The following is a 17825-nucleotide window of genomic DNA, read 5'->3' as shown; positions in this document are numbered from 1 at the left end:
GATGCGCATCGCCATTCCTCACTCGCTCGATCACGACGAAGCGCGCAGGCGTCTGCGCGAAAAGGCAGCGCAGGCTGCTGCCAAGGCCGAGGGCATGGCAAAGGTGACGACCAGCTTCAGCGACGACGACCACATGGTCATGACCGTCAGCGCGATGGGCTATACGCTCGACTGCGGGGTGGAGCTGGCCGAGAAGGAACTGGTAGTCGAAGTCGACATCCCCGCCAGCCTCGGCTTTGCCAAGCGCATGATCGAGGGCATGATCCGAGAAAAGAGCGAGAAGCTGCTGACTTGAGGTGGATCAGATATCCCGCTCAAGCTCCAGCAGCTCCTGTGGCAGGCGCAGTGAGTTTGCGGCTATGCGCGTTTCCATGAGCAGGTAAACCAGCGCCGTCATCAATAGCGCGATTGCCACCGAGAAGGTGAGGCCGGTGAACGCGCCGGTCTCCAGATTGGTCATCTCGCCTATGAACAGCGAGCCGACCGTGACGCCGATGGCGAGGCCAGAGATCACCAGCAGCAACAGCGCGCGGCCAATCAGGTGGATGCGCCGGTCGACGTAGCGGATCTCGATCACCACGACATCATGTTCGCGCCCGGTGGTGGTGGCATGCTGGGCCTGCAGGGTGCGTGAACGATCGACGATGCGACCAAGGCGCGTCGTGAGGATGTTCATGATGTTGCCGATGGCGACGAGCACAAAGACAGGGGCCAGCGCTAGCTGGATGGTCTGGGCGATCACGCCGGTGTGGGCGGCAGTCATGGTGTTTCTCGCTGGGGCACGGGGTCGTTTGCCACGAGGTGCCGGTGCGCGGCAAGCAGGATACGTCTGCGCCCGGATTATGCTTCGCGCCGCCACCTGCGCGACAGAATCGTGCTGGCGCGCCGGCATCTTCGATAGGATACGCCGCTCGCGAGTCATAAGCTGGTCATGCCGGGACGCTCCGGCCAGACAGTCCGGAGGTCGCCCCGATGCGCAGGATTTCCCGTTACATTTCAGCAGGCTTGGCGGCAGCAACGCTCGCTGCGGCGATTACCTCGACATCCGCGCAGGCGCACGCGATCTGGTTTGCGCAGCGGGCACGGCAACTGGCGCTGGTCTATGGCGTGGGTGCCGACGATCTCGATGCGGTCAAGCGCCTGCCGTTGGTCAAGTCGGTCAAGGGCTTCGACGCGGACGGCATGCCCGTGAACACGTCCCTGCGCGCCGCAGGTGCGATCCCCGTCGTCGACAGCGACGAGCCGGTGGCCATCGTGGCGGCGGAAATGGACTACGGCATCTGGAGCAAGGACGCTGCAGGCGAGTGGCACAACAAGGCGCGCGATGAAGTGCCGGGGGCGACGGTCAGCGAGCACAATTTCAAGTATGCCCTTCACCTGACTCAGCTTCCGACCAAGCCGGTTCCGCTTATCGATACGCTGAGGCTACAACTCGTACCGGCCAGCACCGCCATCCCCCAGAACATGGGCGAGGCGATCAAGGTGCGCGCGTTCTACGACGGCAAGCCCAAGGCCGGGGTCGAGGTGATGGAAGACTACGTCAATGATCCCGACCAGATGCCGGTGAAGACCGATGCCCAGGGTTTCGCGACGGTCAAGGTCCGCAATCAGGGTCTCAACGTGTTGATGGCGATCTATGTCGGGCCGAGCGACAACCCGGCGAAGTATGCAAGCATGGAGTATCGCTCCTCGCTGTCGTTCGTGCTGCCGCACAAGCCTGAGTGAGCTGATTTCAGGGAGTTTGATATCATGAAGACCATTTCTATCGCGCTGGTCTTTGCGCTTGCTGCAGTATCCACGACGGCGTTGGCACATGGGTCCACCAAGCCTCGCCATGGTGGGATCACGCAGGTCTCTGGCGAGATGGTGATCGAGCTCGTGCGCTCGGCCAGCGGCGTTGATGTGTATGTCGTCGAGGAAGAAGAACCGGTTGCAGCAGCAGGCCTTGATGGCAGGCTCACCGTGACGGCGGGCAATGCCAAGCAGGCGGTTGTGCTCGTCCCCGGCGATGGCAATCTGCTGCGTGCACCGGGTCTTGCCGTGCCAGGCGGGGCAAAGGTGGTCGTGGCGCTTACGGGCAAGGCCGACGGTGCCAAGGCCTTCGCCACGTTCGACGTGAAGTAAGCCGGAAACGGGAAGGGGGAGAGCATGACCACGATCACCGCCGAGAGCCAGTCTTTCGCACCAGCGGTTGCCGCACCGGCCAACCCGGCTGTGGCCCGCACCCGATTGCTGGCTATCGATGCCCTGCGTGGGCTGGTCATGCTGTTCATGCTGGTCGACCATGTGCGCGAGACGTTCTTCCTGCACTTGCAGGTGACCGATCCGGTCGATGCCAACACCACCGATCCAGGCCTGTTCTTCACGCGCCTGCTCTCGACATTCTGTGCACCGACGTTCGTTGCCCTGACGGGGCTTTCGGCCTGGCTCTACGGCCAGTCGCACACCAAGAAGGAGGTTAGCGAATTCCTGCTCAAGCGCGGGCTGTTCCTGATTTTCCTCGAGCTGACCGTGATCTGCCTTGCCTGGCCGACGCAGACTTTCGAGTTTCCGCCGGCACGCTTCTGGCTGCAGGTGATCTGGGCGATCGGGATTTCGATGGTCGCGCTTTCTGCATTGATCTACCTGCCGCGCAAGGGCCAGTTCGCGCTGGGCCTTGCGATCGTGGGCCTGCACAACCTGCTCGACGGGATCGTGCTGACGCCGCAAGACAGCGGCTATGCGATCTGGTCAGTATTGCACCAGCGCACCGTGATCGACCTCGGCATGGGGCTTACGGCCAAGACGACCTATCCGGTCCTGCCGTGGATTGGCGTGATTCTGCTCGGCTACGCCTGTGGGCCCTGGTTCGGCAAGGGCAGCGATCCTGCCCTGCGTTTGAAGCGGCTTATCAGGCTCGGCATCGGGATGATCGTTGCCTTCGTGGTGATCCGTTATGCCAACGTCTATGGCGACAAGCCGTGGTTCGTGGCCGAGAGCCAGCTGCGTACGGTGATGAGTTTCCTTGCGCTGACCAAATACCCGCCTTCGTTGCTCTTTCTGCTGCCGACGGTGGGGATGGGTGTGCTGCTGCTCGCGCTGTTCGAGAAGTATCAGGATAGTGCGATCCTGCCACATCTGGCCTATCTGGGTGGCGCGCCGATGTTCTTCTACATCCTTCACCTCTATACCTTGAAAGCGATCTATCATGTCGCGCTGGCGCTCTACGGGCCGGTCAAGGGCACAGTGTTTGGTGTCGACAACCTTTCGACCGTGTGGATCTGGGTCTTCGCACTGATTGTGCCGCTTTATCTGCCGACGCGCTGGTTTGCAGGGTTCAAGCAGCGCCGCAAGGACATCTGGTGGCTCAAGTATCTGTAACGGCACAGGAACGCCGTGAACAAGGAAGGCCGGGGCGAAAGCTCCGGCCTTTTCGTGGCGCAATGCGTCAAATCCGGGACGGCACAAAACGCCCCTGTCACGCCGTTTTCACAATTATAATCCGCTGAAACCGCTTCCTTCGACGCAACATTCGCATGAGGGGGCATAGCCTCGGGACATAACAGAACAAGACGCAGGACGGCTCAGACAATCGAATTCCCTTGAGTGTCATGATACAATGTTACATGGCGTGGCGGGGATCGTGAATGCACATCACAGATGAGGGGTGAAGTTGCGATGAAGACTATGTCCGCTGTAAAGGGCGCGCTGATTGCCGGCGTGGCCATGGGAACGATGCCGATGGCAGCTTGGGCGCAATCCGCCGCCGCTGCCGAAGAGGAAGCGGCTCCGGCCGAGGAAATGGTCGTCGTCGGCCAGCGCCAGCAGTATCGGGGTGACGTGCCGCTTTCGGCGATCCCGCAGTCGGTTCAGGTGCTTGACGCCAAGACCCTGCAGGACCTCAATATCACGCGGCTGGAAGGCGCGCTGGAACTTGCCAGCGGCATTGCCAAGCAGAACAACTTCGGCGGCCTTTGGGATGCCTTTGCCGTTCGCGGCTTTGCGGGCGACGAGAACTTCCCGTCGGGCTTCCTGGTCAACGGCTTTAACGGTGGCCGCGGCTACGGCGGGCCGCGTGATGCTTCGAACATCGAAAAGATCGAAATCCTGAAGGGCCCGAATGGTGCGGTGTTCGGGCGTGGCGAACCTGGCGGCACGGTCAACATCACCACCAAGAAGGCACGTACTGACGATACCTTCGGGTCCTTTGCCGCATCGGGCGGCAGCTGGAACACTTATCGTGGCGAAGCTGACATCAACGTCGCCATCAACGACAAGCTGGCCATTCGCGTCAACGGCGCCGCCGAAGACGGCGACAGCTTCCGCGATGTCGTGAACCACACCAAGTTCGTGGCCTCGCCCTCGATCCTCTACAAGCCGACCGACAGCACAAGCCTTTCGTACGAGATGGAGTTCGTCGACAACAAGGTGACGTTCGATCGCGGCATCGTCGCGATCAACGGCAAGCTCGGCGCGGTGCCGATCTCGCGCTTCCTCGGCGAGCCGGGCGACGGGCGCACCAACGTCAAGGTGCTTGGCCACCAGGTGCAACTGCAGCAGAAGATCTCGAAGGACTGGTTCTTCCTGGCAGGTTTCGGCTACCGCGACACCAGCTTCAAGGGCTTCTCGCAGGATCCCGAACTGGCGCTCAGCCGCCAGATCATCGACAACGACGGTCAGAACCTGTCGCGCCAGCGCCGCTTCCGCGATTTCAACACGACCAACACCACGGTGCGCGGCGAAATCTCGGGCAAGCTCTACACCGGTCCGCTCACGCACCACATTCTTGTCGGTGCGGACTATGACCGCTTCCACATCGATCTGCTGCAGATCCGCTATCGCCCGCCGAGCTACACCGCCGGTTCGCCGATCACGGCTGCCAACAACGCGATCAACGTTTTCAACCCGGTCTATGGCAATCTGCGCACACCTACGCAGACCAACATCAACTCGGATGAAGTCCAGAAGGGCTGGGGCATCTACTTCCAGGATCAGGTTGACGTAACCGACAAGTTCAAGATCCGCTTTGGCGGACGGTTCGATCACTTCAATCAGTACATCCTGAACCGCAACAACAATGGCGTTACTGACGCGACCAAGAAGCGGTTCAACCCGACTGCGGGCGTGCTATACAAGCTGACCGACACTGTCTCGATCTATGGCGGTTATGGTGAAGGCTTCCGTCCGAACAGTGGCTTGGACGCCGGTGGCAAACCGTTTGCCCCCGAACTGTCGAAGTCCGTCGAGGCAGGCCTTCGTTTTGCGGCACCCGGCGATGCCATCAGCGCTTCGATCGCCGCATTCGCGATGAAGAAGAATAACATCCTGACCTCGGACCCGGTAAACGCCGGCTTCTCGATCGCTGGTGGCGAGGCGAAGTCCAGGGGTATCGAGGCGGATATCTCGGCCAATCTGCCCGGCGATATCACCGTGCTGGCGACTTATGCCTACACGGACGCCTACTGGAGCAAGGCTTCGCTGGACTTCAACTTCGGCCTTGCGCTGCAGCCGGGGGATCGTTTGATCAACATTCCGAAGCACGCAGCCAACCTGCTGGTCAGCAAGGGCTTCATGATCGCCGGACGCCGCGCGAGCTTTGGCGGTGGCTTGAACTATGTCGGCAAGCGCCTTGGCGAAACGGCGACGACGTTCGAGCTGCCGGGCTACGTGATCACCCGCGTGATGGCGAGCTTCGAGCCGATGGACAACCTGCGGCTGACCGCGGATGTTTCCAACCTGTTCGACAAGACCTATTACGCAAGCTCCTATTCGCAATTGTGGGTAGCCCCCGGTGCACCGCGTGCGTTCACGGTCAAGGCGGCATACTCGTTCTGATGTGAAGACAAGACAGGTTGCCGGGGTCACCGCTCCGGCAACCTGCCTGATCAAGGATGCATGATGCAGCGCAGCGGCTTCCTTGTCTGGCATCGCAGAGTTGCCCTGGCCTTTGCGCCACTGCTGTTGTTGCAAGCCTTGACCGGAGCGGCTCTCCTGTTTCGCGAGCCACTGGCGCAATGGCTTGGACCGGCGGCTTCCGCCCGCCCAGCGTTGTCCGTTGGCGATCTGGCCAAGGCAGCAGGTTCCACTGGCGCCCGCCTCGACCGCCTGTTTCTCCCGCTTGAGGCTGGTGATCCGGCAATGGTCCAGATGACCGACGTGGATGGACAGGCCGTTTATGCCGCGATCGACCCGGGCTCCGGGACCATATTGCGCCAGGGGAGCATCCTTGCTTTTCCCCTCGAGGCGGCGCTGCAGTGGCATTATCGGCTCATCGCCGGAACAGCGGGGCTGGTCGTGGTCGCATTCAATGCGGTCGTGTTACTGGTACTTTCTGGCACCGGCTTGGGTTTCTGGTGGCCAAGTAAAGGACGCATTGCCAAGGCCTTGGCCATAAATCCGCGGATGCCGCCGCGCGTTCGTCTGCGCCATTGGCATCGCAGCGGCGGCGTGGTGACATCAATCGTGGTTCTGTTCAGCGCTGTGACGGGGTTGCTGCTTGTGGTGCCTGACCTTTTACCGGCAGGCTCTTCGTCGCAACCTGCGCCGTTTGCCGCATCCGGAGCGGAGATTGATGCTGCCATCGGCGCCGCGCAACGGGCGTTCCCGCAAGCGCGTCTGCGTGACGTGCGCTTTCCCAAGGCTGACCGGCTTGACATAAACTTCCTGGCTCCCGAACACGGACCGCGCTCGGTCCATGTCGTGTCGATGCGATTATCGCGGCCCGAACTGCTCAAGGTTCTGCCTGCAGAGCGAAATCCAGTGTTGTGGATGAAGGTCCTGCCCTTGCACACGGGCGACAGTTTCGGTCTGGCCGGACGCCTGTTGCTGCTGGCAGAAGCGCTGACCCTGGCTGCCCTGGCGATCACTGGGCCATTGATGTGGTGGCAGAAGAGGACTCGTACGAATTGACCTTGCTCTATCACGGTCTGGAACAGCGCGGGCTCGTATGGCGCGAGATCGTGTCTGCACGCGTGCCCCAGATGCCGTTCCTGCGTTGGGGACATGATGTCGTCGATCCGCTGTCTGTGCGCTACATCGCGGCGTGGAACGCGCCGCCCGAGTTCATCGCGCAGTTTCCCAATCTCGAGATCCTGTTCAGCGTAGGCGCCGGGATCGATCAGTTGCCGCTGGAGGCGCTGCCGCCACAGGTGCGCGTGGTGCGGATGGTCGAGCAGGGGATTATCACTGGCATGGCCGAATATGTCGCGATGGCCTGCCTTGCGCTGCATCGCGATCTTCCGTTCTTCATTTCCGAGCAGCGTGCGGGGCGGTGGTCATACCGGCATACGCGGCTCGCATCCGAAAGCCGCATCGGGATCATGGGGCTGGGCGAACTGGGGCGGGCATCGCTGGAGATGCTGAAGCCACTGGGCTTTCCGCTCTCGGGCTGGAGCCGTTCGGCACGCGCGATCGAGGGTGTGACATGCTTTTCCGGCAAGGCCGGTTTCGATGCATTTCTGGCGCAATCGGACATCCTCGTCTGCCTGCTGCCGCTGACCGAGGAAACGCGCGGTATTCTGTGCCGCGAGACCTTTGCGAAGGTGCCGGTCGGCAGCGCCGTGGTGAATGCAGGACGGGGCGGGCATCTGGTGGCAGATGACCTGATCGATGCGCTCGATTCAGAGCAGTTGCGTGCGGCGATGCTGGATGTGACCTGTCCTGAGCCGCTGCCGAAAACGCACGCATTTTATAATCATCCCGCGATTTTCCTGACGCCGCATGTGGCGGCGGAGACGCGGCATGAGACCGCAGGGAACGTGCTGGCCGACAATCTCGAACGTCTGCTGAAGGGGCAGGCGTTGCTGGGTGAAGTCGACCGGTCACGCGGCTATTGAGGCGCGGCATGTCGTGCTGTGAATTCTTTGCAAAAAGTGCTGCGGGCAGCCTCGGGCAGGTGCGAACAGGTGCAAGTTCCGCCCTGCCAATGGTGCTATAACTGCCAGACACAGCCGCCATTGGGGACTGACCCGAGGCATCAGACAGGGATCGAACAAGGCCATGGGCACCGCCGTCTTCACCCCAAAGTTCATCAGCTTCGATTGCTACGGCACGCTGACCCGATTCCGGATGACCGAGATGGCCACCGGCTTCTATGCCGACCGTCTTCCTGCTGAAGCTCTGCCGAAATTTTGCAAGGATTGGGGCGCCTACCGCCTCGACGAAGTCCTGGGCGCCTGGAAGCCCTACCGCGACGTCATCGCCAATTCGCTCGAACGCACGTCGAAGAAGTGGGGCGTGGAATTTCGCGAGGAAGAGGCCAACGCGGTCTATGAAGCGGTGCCGACCTGGGGGCCGCACGAGGACGTACCGGGCGGCCTTTCGAAGATCTGCGACAAGATCCCGCTGGTGATCCTGTCGAACGCGATGAACAGCCAGATCATGTCGAATGTCGGCATGCTCGGCGCGACCTTCCATAAGGTGTGCACCGCCGAAAGTGCACAGGCCTACAAGCCCAGGATGCAGGCGTTCGAATACATGTTCGACCAGCTCGGCATGGGGCCGGAAGTGGGCATGCACGTGTCCTCGAGCTTCCGTTATGACCAGAACACCGCCACCGACCTTGGCTTCGGTTGCCGCGTGTTCGTCGGGCGTGGCCACGAGCCTTCGAACGGCAACTACCGCGACGTCGAGATCCCGCACATCGGCGCGCTGCCGGCCGTTGTCGGCCTCTGATCGATGCAGCCGCAGTCGCTCTCATACTGGCAACTGAGCACGCCTCCCTTCACGGGTGGCGAGCAGGGCCGTGTCGAGGGCGATTGCGACGTTGCGGTGATCGGCGGCGGCTTTACCGGGCTGTCTGCCGCGCTGGAACTGGCGCGCGGCGGGGCTAGCGTCATGCTCCTCGAAGCCGGGCGCATTGCGGGCGCCGCATCCGGGCGCAACGGTGGCCAGTGCAATGCCGGTACGGCGCACGATTTCGGAGCCCTGGCATCGGCCCATGGCATTGATCTGGCGCGCAAGTGGTATCTTGCCCATGTCGAAGCGGTTGAGACGGTCGGCCGGATTGCGGCGCGTGAGGAGATCGATTGCGATTTCACGCGGTGCGGCCGTGCCAAGCTTGCGGCCAAGCCCGAACATTTCCCCAAGCTGGAAGCCGCGCACGCGCTCCTGTTGAAGGAAGTTGACCCGAACGTCCTGCTCGTTGGCCCCGGCGAACTTTCTTCGGAGATAAATGCGCAGGGATTTCACGGCGCGCTGGTGCAGACGACGAGCGCGCAACTGCATCCCGGCAAGCTGGGCGTGGGCCTTGGCGAAGCCGCCGTGCGGGCAGGTGCGCAGATTTGGGAGAATGCGCCGGTAGAGGCAATGGAGCGCAGCGGCGCTGGCTGGAGGCTGACGACACCGCGCGGATCCGTGCGGGCGAAGCAAGTCCTTGTGGCGACAGGCGGCAACAGCCCTTATCCGCCTTTCGGTTGGTTCCGCCGCCGCATCGTGACGGTGGGCAGCTTCGTGATCGCGACCGAGCCACTGCCGGACAATCTCGTCGGGCACCTGTTCCCCACGCGGCGCAATTACGTGACGAGCCGGATTATCGGCAACTACTTCCGGCTGACTGCCGACAACCGCCTGATCTTTGGCGGCCGGGCGCGGTTTGCGCTGTCGAACCCAACGTCCGATGCCAAATCCGGTCGCGTGCTCGAAGCCAAGCTGCGCAAAATGTTCCCCGAGCTTTCCGGTATCGGCATCGCAGCGTGCTGGGGCGGGGCGATCGACCTGACAGCGGACCGGCTGCCGCGCGCGGGGGAGCATGAGGGACTGTTCTACGCCATGGGCTACAGTGGCCACGGCGTGCAGATGGCCACGGCCACGGGCGAGCGCATGGCAAAGGTGATGGGTGGCGATGCCGCCGCCAATCCCTTCGCCGACCTTTCCTGGCCCGCCATTCCCGGACATCTTGGCAAGCCGTGGTTCCTGCCCATAGTAGGAGCATGGTATCGCCTTCAGGACTGGCTGCGCTGATGGCCTTCACGCGCCGCTCCCTGATCGGTTCGGGCCTCGCTGCTGCGGGTGCCTTCACCGTGCCGGGACTTGGTGGTCCGGCGCAGGCCCGTCCCCGGCAGGGCGGTTCGATCCGCGTGGCGATGCAATCGTCCTCCACCGCCGATACCCTTGACCCGGCCAAGGGTGCGATGGCGACGGACTATGTGCGTCACTTCTGCCTCTACAGTGGCCTCACGCGGATGGAGGCGGACCTGCGCCCGCGTCCGTTTCTTGCGCAGAGTATCGAGTCTGCCGACCGCGTGACTTGGCATATTACACTGCGGCGCGGGGTGCGCTTTGCCGACGGGAGGGAACTGACTAGCGCCGACGTTGTGCACTCATTGCAACGCCACCTTGATCCCAAGCTGGGTTCGAAGGTGGCCTCGATCGCCAAGCAGTTCGCCGAAGTGCGCGCCGATGGCCGTCATGGCGTGATCATCCGCCTGATCGGAGCCAATGCCGATCTTCCAGCGATCCTTTCGCAATCGCATTTCCTGATCGTGCCTGCAGGTGAGGACAAGCCGAGCGGCAATGGCAGCGGACCATTCCGTCTAGCCGACTTCCGTCCCGGCGTGCGCACTGTTGTGACTCGCAATCCGGAATACTGGCGCGATGGCGAGCCATATCTTGACCGGATCGAGATCATCGCCATTCCCGATGAGATCGGCCGCGTTAATGCGTTGCTGGCCGGTGACGTGCAGTTGATCATCGCGGTACAACCGCTGTCGACGCGGCGGATCGAGCGGTCGTCGCAGCACGGCATCCTGACCACGCCTTCGCCGCTCTATACCGATCTGGTGATGCGGCAAGATCAGTTGCCCACCGGTAATGCGGACTTCGTGGCGGCGGTGAAGCACCTGATTGATCGCCCGCTGATCAAACGTGCGTTGTTCCGGGGCTATGCCACCATCGGCAATGACCAGCCGATTCCGCCGTTCCATCCCTATTTCAATCCGGCGGTGCCGCAGACCGTGCTCGACCTGGATCGGGCGAAGTGGCACGTGGCGCGTTCGGGTCTGAAGGGCGTGCGTCTGCCGATCTACTGTTCGCCAGCGGCGGCAGGCTCGGTCGACATGGCTTCAGTGCTGCAGGAGTATGGCGCGCAAGCCGGGCTTGAGTTCGCGGTCAACCGCATGCCCGCCGATGGTTACTGGTCGACGCACTGGATGAAGCACCCGATGAGCTTCGGGAACACCAATCCGCGCCCGACGGCAGACCTCGTCTTCAGCCAGTTCTTCCGCTCGGACGCCGAATGGAACGAAAGTGGCTGGAAGAACCCACGATTCGACATGCTGCTGACCGAAGCGCGCGCCGATGCGGACGAGGCGCGCCGCAAGGAGCTCTACGGCGAGTTGCAGCAATTGGTGCACGACCACTGCGGCGTGGCGATTCCGGTATTCATCAACATGCTCGACGGGCATGACCGCCGGTTGAAGGGCATGACCGCGATCCCTCTGGGCGGGCTGATGGGCTATCGCTTTGCCGAATATGCCTGGTGGGACGCCTGATGTCGGGCCCGGCACCTCGCTCTGCACTTTTCGGCGTGCTGCCCCTGATCGGCAAGCGCTGTGCCTCCGCGCTGATCACGCTGCTGCTCGTCTCGGCAGTGGTGTTCACGATTTCGGGGCTGCTGCCGGGCGACGCTGCGCAGGAAACGCTGGGGCAGAGCGCGACGCCCGAACAGGTGGCTGCGCTGCGCCACGAAATGGGCCTCGATCGTCCCGCGCTGACGCGATACGTCGCCTGGCTTGGCGGGATCGTGCAGGGCGATCCGGGACAATCGCTGGTGGCGAACCTGCCGGTGCGTGAGGTCATTGCCGAGCGCCTGCCCAATTCGCTAATGCTGGCGGCGTTTACAGCGCTGGTTTCGGTGCCGCTGGCGCTAGCCATCGGGATAGCTTCGGCGATCAATCGCGGCGGACGGCTGGACCGGACTTTGAACGTGCTGACACTTTCTGCGGTGGCGGTTCCAGAGTTTCTTGTTGCTACGCTTGGCGTACTGGTGTTCTCGGTCAAGCTGCTATGGCTGCCCTCGATTGCGTTGGTGAGCGAGGAAGCGAGCCTGTGGGACACGATGCGGTCCTGCGCATTGCCGGTATTCTCACTGTCGGTCGTGGTTATTGCGCAGATGGCGCGGATGACGCGGGCTGCGGTGGCGGACCAGCTTGATCGGCCCTATGTCGAGATGGCGCGGCTGAAGGGCGTGCCGTTCCGCCGCGTGGTGCTGTTCCATGTCATGCCCAATGCGGTGGGGCCGATCGTCAACGCGGTAGCGCTGTCGCTGTCGTACCTCCTTGGTGGGGCGATCATCGTCGAGACCATCTTCAATTTCCCCGGCCTTGCCAGTCTCATGGTCAATGCCGTGACCAGCCGCGACATGCCGCTGCTGCAAGCCTGCGCGATGATTTTCTGCGCGATCTACCTGACATTGGTGCTTCTTGCCGACGTCGTGGCGATCCTCGCCAATCCGAGGCTGCGGGCGCAATGAGCCGGTTTCTTTCTTTCGCACGGAGTTTGCCTCTTTCCGGCCGGATCGGAATGGGTCTGGTGCTGTTCTGGCTGGCAGTGGCGCTGGTCGGGCCGGTTCTGGCACCGCATCCGGTAGGCGCATTCGTGGATCAGGACGTGTTTTCGCCCGTCACGACGGCGTTTCCGCTCGGTAGCGATTACCTTGGGCGCGACGTGCTGAGCCGCCTTCTCTGGGGTGCGCGCTATACCGTGTTGCTGGGTGTGGGCGCGGCAATGCTCGCCTGCTTGATCGGCACTTCGCTGGCGTTGACCGCCGCCGTGCGCGGTGGATGGGTGGACGAAGTGCTTTCGCGGGCGATGGACACGCTGATCTCGATCCCGTCGAAGATCTTTGCGCTGGTCATGGTCGCGGCGTTCGGCTCTTCGTTGGGCCTTCTGCTGACGATCACCGCGATCACTTACGTGCCCGGAAACTTCCGTATTGCCCGCGCGCTGGCAGTCAACGTCGTCTCGCTTGATTTCGTCACGGTGGCGCGGGCGCGGGGGGAGAGGGGGTTGCATATTGCGCTGCGCGAAGTGCTGCCGAACATGATCCACCCGCTGCTGGCAGACTTTGGCCTGCGCTTCGTGTTCATCGTGCTGCTGCTCTCGGGGCTGTCGTTCCTCGGACTGGGCGTGCAGCCACCGCATGCGGACCTTGGCTCGTTGGTGCGCGAGAATATGTCGGGGCTCGTTGATGGAGCGCCTGCCATCGTGGTTCCGGCGATTGCGATTGCCACGCTAACGGTCGGGGCGAACCTGCTGATCGACGCGCTCAAGCCCGTGGAGAAGCAGGGATGAGCGCGCATGTTTCGGTGCAGGACCTGCGCGTCGTTGCCGGGGGAAAGGCCATCGTCGATGGTGTTTCTTTCGCCATAGAACGCGGGCAAGTGCTGGCGCTGATCGGGGAGTCGGGATCGGGCAAGACGACGATCGCGCTGGCACTGATGGGCCATTCGCGTTTTGGTGCTGCGATCAGCGGCGAGGTGCGGATCGGCGATACGCGGGTCGATCAACTTGATGAGACGGCTCTTCAGGGTCTGCGTGGCAAGAGGGTCGCCTATGTCGCGCAAAGCGCGGCCTCGGCGTTCAATCCTTCGCGTACGATCATGGCACAGGTGATTGAGCCGCTGCTGGTCCATGGCCTTTCCGCGAAGGCAGAGGCCGAGGCGCGCGCGGTCGACCTGTTCCGAGCACTGGCGTTGCCATTCCCGGACACCATCGGCGCGCGCTATCCGCACCAGCTTTCCGGTGGGCAGTTGCAGCGGCTGATGGCGGCGATGGCGCTGATTACCCGGCCTGAACTGGTGATCCTTGACGAGCCGACCACGGCGCTGGACGTGACCACGCAGGTTGAGGTGCTCAAAGCGTTCAAGGCGGCGATTGCCTCGGTGGGGGCGACGGCGATCTATGTCAGCCATGACCTGGCGGTGGTGGCGCAGATGGCAGACCAGATCCTCGTGCTCAACCAAGGGCGCACGCGCGAGCAGGGCGCGGCGAAGCAGATCCTCCATGCGCCGGCCGACGACTATACCCGCACGCTGATGGCAGCAGCGCGACCTCATGCGCGTAACGCTCCGGCTGCAGTGGGCGAGGACGTGTTACTCAAGGTCGAGAGCGTCCATGCCGCCTATGGCAAGGTGCCGGTACTGCACGACATTTCGCTTGAGCTTGCCAAGGGCGCTACGCTTGGGGTGATCGGGGAGAGCGGTTCGGGCAAATCGACGCTCGCGCGTGTGATCGCCGGGCTCCTTCCGCGCAGCGCCGGGTCTGTGAGCCTGGGTGGCGAGGAGTTGCCCAAAGGTCTCGCCGGGCGCAGCCGCGATCAGTTCCGGCGGGTGCAGCTGGTGTTCCAGAATGCCGATACCGCGCTCAATCCGGTGCATACGGTCGGGCAGACGCTGGCGCGGCCTCTGGCGTTCTATCACGGGCTGAAAGGCGCTGAGGCGCAAGCAGAGGTTGCGCGCTTGCTCGACTTGATCCGCCTGCCAGCCGACCTTGCCACGCGCAACGTTAGCCAGCTTTCGGGTGGGCAGAAGCAGCGCGTCAACCTCGCCCGCGCGCTGGCCGCGCGCCCCGAGGTGCTGCTGTGCGACGAGGTCACCTCCGCGCTTGATACCGTAGTCGGCGCGGCGATACTTGAGCTGATCGATGAACTGCGGCGAGAGCTTGGCATCGCCACGGTGTTTATCAGCCACGACATTTCCACCGTTCGCGCATTCTGTGATCAGGTGCTGGTGCTCTATGGCGGCACGGCGGTCGAACAGGCCGACGCGGCGGCTTTCGCACGCGGGGTGCATCACCCCTACACCGACCTGCTGATGGATTCGGTACCCGAGATGCGTGCTGGATGGCTGGAGCAGACGGTGACGCGCAAGGCCGTGCTGGCAGACCAAGGCGGCGGCGATCTATGCCGCTTCCTGCCGCGCTGCCCGGTAGCGCTGGAAGGCCGGTGCGATGCCGAAGCGCCACGTCTCCGCGCACGCGACGGTCTTGCCCTGCTGTGCCACCACGACATCCACGAATTGAGGGAACTGACTGCATGACCGGCCGCTTCCGCCGCCTTGACGAGACCGACCGCGCGCCCGTGCGTCTGACTGTCGACGGCAGCGAAATCACTGCGCTTGTAGGCGATACGCTGATGGTGGCGATGCTCGGAAGCGGGATTGCCCTGCGGAGCGCCGAGTTCGGGCCTGAACGCCGCGCGGGCTTCTGCCTGATGGGCGCGTGCCAGGATTGTTGGGTGCGCGATGTTGAGGGCAATTCTCTGCGCGCGTGTTCGACCGTCGTCGAGAATGGGATGGCAATCTCGACCCAACCGTTGACGGCTGAATGGTCGGTGGCACCATGAGCGAACGGGTGGTGATCGTTGGCGCCGGGCCTTCGGGTGTGCGCGCGGCAGAGACGCTGGTGCTGGCGGGCATACGTCCGATCGTGATCGACGAGGGAACGCGATCGGGCGGGCAAATCTATCGTCGCCAGCCAGAAGGGTTCAAGCGCACTTACAAAGTGCTCTACGGCCGCGAAGCGCACCGCGCGAAAGGCGTGCACGACACGTTTGATGCCCTGCGCCCGCATATCGATTATCGCCCCGAAACGCTGGTGTGGAACGTGGCCGAAGGGCGCGTCTGGGCAGCGCGTGCCGGGGAGACCGAGGCTATTGCCTATGACCGCCTGATCGTCTGTTCGGGAGCGACCGACCGGCTGGCTCCGGTGCCGGGTTGGCAACTGGCGGGGTGTTACTCGCTCGGCGGATCGCAAGTGGCGCTGAAGGCTCAGGCCTGCAGCATCGGCGGTGCGGTAGTGTTCATGGGCACCGGACCGCTGCTTTATTACGTCGCCTCGCAGTACGTGAAGGCGGGCGCGAACGTTGTGGCGGTGCTCGATACCTCGCCTTTTGCGGGGCGCGTGAAGTCGCTGCCCAAGCTGGCTGAACAGCCTGACCTGTTGTGGCAGGGTATCTCGCTGACGCTCGGGCTTAAGCGGGCTGGCGTGGCGGCGCTTTCAGGGATTACCCCGGTGGAGATCAGCGGTGATCCCTATACGGGTGTTTCGGGGGTGACCGTGCGCACCGCATCGGGCGCGCCGAGGCATTTCGAATGCGACGCCGTGGCGATGGGATGGCACTTGCGGCCCGAGACCCAGATCGCCGACCTTGCGCGAGCCAGCTTTGCATTCGATCCGCGCACGCGACAGTGGCTGCCCGAGATTGACGCGCAGGGCCGCGCTGGCGTTCCGGGGCTCTATCTTGCGGGCGACGGTGCGAAGATTCTCGGCGCGCGTTCTGCCGAAGTGACGGGCGAACTGGCGGCTCTGGCAGTCCTTGCCGACATGGGCCGCGCGGTCGACAAAGACCGCCGCCGCCATTTGCTGGCGACGCGCACCCGCTATGTCCGCTTTGCCGAAGGTTTGGCCGAAGCCTTCCCATGGCCGCACCAGTTCGTGGCCGATACGGCCGACAGCACCGTGGTCTGCCGCTGCGAGGGCGTGACCGCGGGCACCTTGCGCGCAAGCGTGAGCGAGGCTTTCGCTACCGAAACCAATCGCGCCAAGGCGTTCAGCCGCGTTGGCATGGGGCGGTGCCAGGGGCGCTATTGCGGCAATGCCTCGGCAGAAATCGTTTCGGCCCAGCGCAGCGAACCGGTTGAGCAAGCAGGCCGACTTCGCGGCCAGGCTCCGGTCAAGCCAATCCCCGTTGCGACCGCGAGGACCGACGCATGAGCGCTCCCGAACGTAGCGCAGACGTTGCGATCATCGGCGGCGGACTGATGGGCTGCTCTGCCGCATTCTTCCTCGCGCAGCGTGGGCTATCGGTGATCCTGCTCGAGACCGATAAGGTAGGGCGGCAGGCGAGCGGCACCAACTTCGGCAATGTGCGTCGTCAGGGCCGCCCGATCTCGCAGCTACCGCTGGCCAACCGCGCCAGCCGCATCTGGCGGCAGGCGAACGAGCTGCTCGGATCTGACGTGGAATACCTGCAAAACGGTCACATCCGCGTCTGCTTCCGTGATCGGCCCGAGAACGTGGGCAAGATGGAGGAGTACGCCGCGCAGGCACGCGAAGAGGGCCTCGATCTCGAACTGCTTTCGGGCAACATGCTGCGCGAGCGGTTTCCGTGGTTGGGGACTGACGTTCTTGCAGGCTCGCATTCGGCGCTCGATGGCCACGCCAACCCGCGCCTTGCCGCCCCTGCCTTCGCTCGCGCGGCGATGAAACTTGGTGCGCAGGTGGTGGAGGATACGAAGATCGTCCACGCAGCCAAGATCGGCGAGGACTTCGTGCTCGAAGCCGCTGATGGCCGTCGCTTCCACGCGCCGACGCTGCTCGTCACCGCAGGCGCTTGGGCCGGAAAGATCGTCAGCCAGTTTGGCGAGCCGGTTAAGCTCACTCCCCGCGCGCCGACGATGAGCGTGACCGAGCCGGTGCCTTACTCGATCCTCCCCGCCGTGGGGGTGATGACGCCCGACGAGGTCGAGACGGTCTATTTCCGGCAGGTCGCGCGCGGCAACATCGTGCTTGGTGGCTCCACCCGAGCACCGTCCTATCCGGATGAATACCGCGCCTATGTGATGCCCGAAAACACTATGACCCAGTTCCAGCACTTGCGCCGCCTCGCGCCTGCGCTGGCGAAACTGCAGGTGATCCGGGTGTGGTCGGGCATAGAGGGCTATACCGACGACAGCTTGCCGGTGATGGGGCCAAGCGTCACGGTGCCGGGGCTGTTCTATGCGTTCGGCTTTTCCGGTTCGGGCTTCCAGATCGGCCCCGGCGTGGGCGAGACTATGGCTGAATTGATCGCAAGTGGCGCGACCGATATTCCGATTGATGAGTACTCGATCAAACGCTTTGCCTGACGC

The 17825-nt window shown here is 63.3% G+C and carries 17 protein-coding genes; 16 read left to right on the top strand and 1 reads right to left on the bottom strand.

Features of this window, described 5'->3' with window-relative positions; all coding sequences use genetic code 11:
• Window position 1 precedes the first annotated feature (1 nt).
• A complete protein-coding gene (locus ACZ1JW_RS02845; protein WP_465141879.1) occupies window positions 2–295 on the top strand; it encodes a polyhydroxyalkanoic acid system family protein in 294 nt (97 codons plus the stop codon).
• 6 nt (window positions 296–301) lie between these two features.
• On the opposite strand, the gene ACZ1JW_RS02840 is transcribed toward ACZ1JW_RS02845, so the two are convergent.
• The gene (locus tag ACZ1JW_RS02840; RefSeq protein WP_465141878.1) at window positions 302–763 is read right to left on the bottom strand and encodes a DUF2721 domain-containing protein; all 462 of its coding nucleotides are present in this window, start codon (window positions 761–763) and stop codon (window positions 302–304) included.
• Window positions 764–972: 209 nt separating this feature from the next.
• Here ACZ1JW_RS02840 and ACZ1JW_RS02835 point away from each other — a divergent pair, with 209 nt between their 5' ends.
• The 15 genes from ACZ1JW_RS02835 (at window position 973) to ACZ1JW_RS02765 (ending at window position 17822) form a co-directional block, all read left to right on the top strand.
• Entirely contained in the window at window positions 973–1725 is a 753-nt protein-coding gene (locus tag ACZ1JW_RS02835) for a DUF4198 domain-containing protein (RefSeq protein WP_465141877.1), read from the top strand.
• 24 nt (window positions 1726–1749) lie between these two features.
• Entirely contained in the window at window positions 1750–2124 is a 375-nt protein-coding gene (locus ACZ1JW_RS02830; protein WP_465141876.1) for a hypothetical protein, read from the top strand.
• A 24-nt stretch (window positions 2125–2148) separates the two neighbouring features.
• Window positions 2149–3360 carry an acetyltransferase domain-containing protein gene (locus ACZ1JW_RS02825; protein WP_465141875.1) on the top strand — a complete coding sequence of 404 codons (1212 nt, stop codon included), beginning with the start codon at window positions 2149–2151 and terminating at the stop codon, window positions 3358–3360.
• 306 nt (window positions 3361–3666) lie between these two features.
• Window positions 3667–5814, top strand: coding sequence for a TonB-dependent siderophore receptor (locus tag ACZ1JW_RS02820; protein WP_465141874.1), 2148 nt, complete (start codon window positions 3667–3669; stop codon window positions 5812–5814).
• Between the two features lie 63 nt (window positions 5815–5877).
• The gene (locus tag ACZ1JW_RS02815; protein ID WP_465141873.1) at window positions 5878–6888 is read left to right on the top strand and encodes a PepSY-associated TM helix domain-containing protein; all 1011 of its coding nucleotides are present in this window, start codon (window positions 5878–5880) and stop codon (window positions 6886–6888) included.
• A complete protein-coding gene (locus tag ACZ1JW_RS02810; protein ID WP_465141872.1) occupies window positions 6861–7814 on the top strand; it encodes a 2-hydroxyacid dehydrogenase in 954 nt (317 codons plus the stop codon). The genes ACZ1JW_RS02815 and ACZ1JW_RS02810 overlap by 28 nt, the downstream gene beginning before the upstream one ends.
• A gap of 163 nt (window positions 7815–7977) precedes the next feature.
• On the top strand, window positions 7978–8652 hold the full coding sequence (locus ACZ1JW_RS02805) for a haloacid dehalogenase type II (RefSeq protein WP_465124975.1): 675 nt from the start codon (window positions 7978–7980) through the stop codon (window positions 8650–8652).
• A 3-nt stretch (window positions 8653–8655) separates the two neighbouring features.
• Window positions 8656–9939, top strand: coding sequence for an NAD(P)/FAD-dependent oxidoreductase (locus ACZ1JW_RS02800; RefSeq protein WP_465141871.1), 1284 nt, complete (start codon window positions 8656–8658; stop codon window positions 9937–9939).
• Window positions 9909–11468 (top strand): ABC transporter substrate-binding protein, encoded by a 1560-nt coding sequence (locus ACZ1JW_RS02795; RefSeq protein WP_465141870.1) that lies wholly within the window; start codon window positions 9909–9911, stop codon window positions 11466–11468. Before ACZ1JW_RS02800 ends, ACZ1JW_RS02795 begins: the two co-directional genes overlap by 31 nt.
• Window positions 11468–12448 (top strand): ABC transporter permease, encoded by a 981-nt coding sequence (locus tag ACZ1JW_RS02790; RefSeq protein WP_465141869.1) that lies wholly within the window; start codon window positions 11468–11470, stop codon window positions 12446–12448. The genes ACZ1JW_RS02795 and ACZ1JW_RS02790 overlap by 1 nt, the downstream gene beginning before the upstream one ends.
• Entirely contained in the window at window positions 12445–13269 is an 825-nt protein-coding gene (locus tag ACZ1JW_RS02785; protein ID WP_465141868.1) for an ABC transporter permease, read from the top strand. Before ACZ1JW_RS02790 ends, ACZ1JW_RS02785 begins: the two co-directional genes overlap by 4 nt.
• Window positions 13266–15014: an ABC transporter ATP-binding protein gene (locus tag ACZ1JW_RS02780; RefSeq protein ID WP_465141867.1), complete on the top strand. Its 1749-nt coding sequence runs from the start codon at window positions 13266–13268 to the stop codon at window positions 15012–15014. Before ACZ1JW_RS02785 ends, ACZ1JW_RS02780 begins: the two co-directional genes overlap by 4 nt.
• Window positions 15011–15319: a (2Fe-2S)-binding protein gene (locus ACZ1JW_RS02775; RefSeq protein WP_465124981.1), complete on the top strand. Its 309-nt coding sequence runs from the start codon at window positions 15011–15013 to the stop codon at window positions 15317–15319. The genes ACZ1JW_RS02780 and ACZ1JW_RS02775 overlap by 4 nt, the downstream gene beginning before the upstream one ends.
• Window positions 15316–16689 (top strand): FAD/NAD(P)-dependent oxidoreductase, encoded by a 1374-nt coding sequence (locus ACZ1JW_RS02770; protein WP_465141866.1) that lies wholly within the window; start codon window positions 15316–15318, stop codon window positions 16687–16689. Before ACZ1JW_RS02775 ends, ACZ1JW_RS02770 begins: the two co-directional genes overlap by 4 nt.
• Window positions 16686–17822, top strand: coding sequence for an NAD(P)/FAD-dependent oxidoreductase (locus ACZ1JW_RS02765; protein ID WP_465141865.1), 1137 nt, complete (start codon window positions 16686–16688; stop codon window positions 17820–17822). Before ACZ1JW_RS02770 ends, ACZ1JW_RS02765 begins: the two co-directional genes overlap by 4 nt.
• Window positions 17823–17825: the final 3 nt, after the last annotated feature.

The organism is Novosphingobium sp. BL-A-28-Hi1-0D (genome assembly GCF_055521755.1).
The sequence above is the reverse complement of the archived record's forward strand: the minus strand, read 5'-3'. Positions and strand labels throughout refer to the sequence as shown.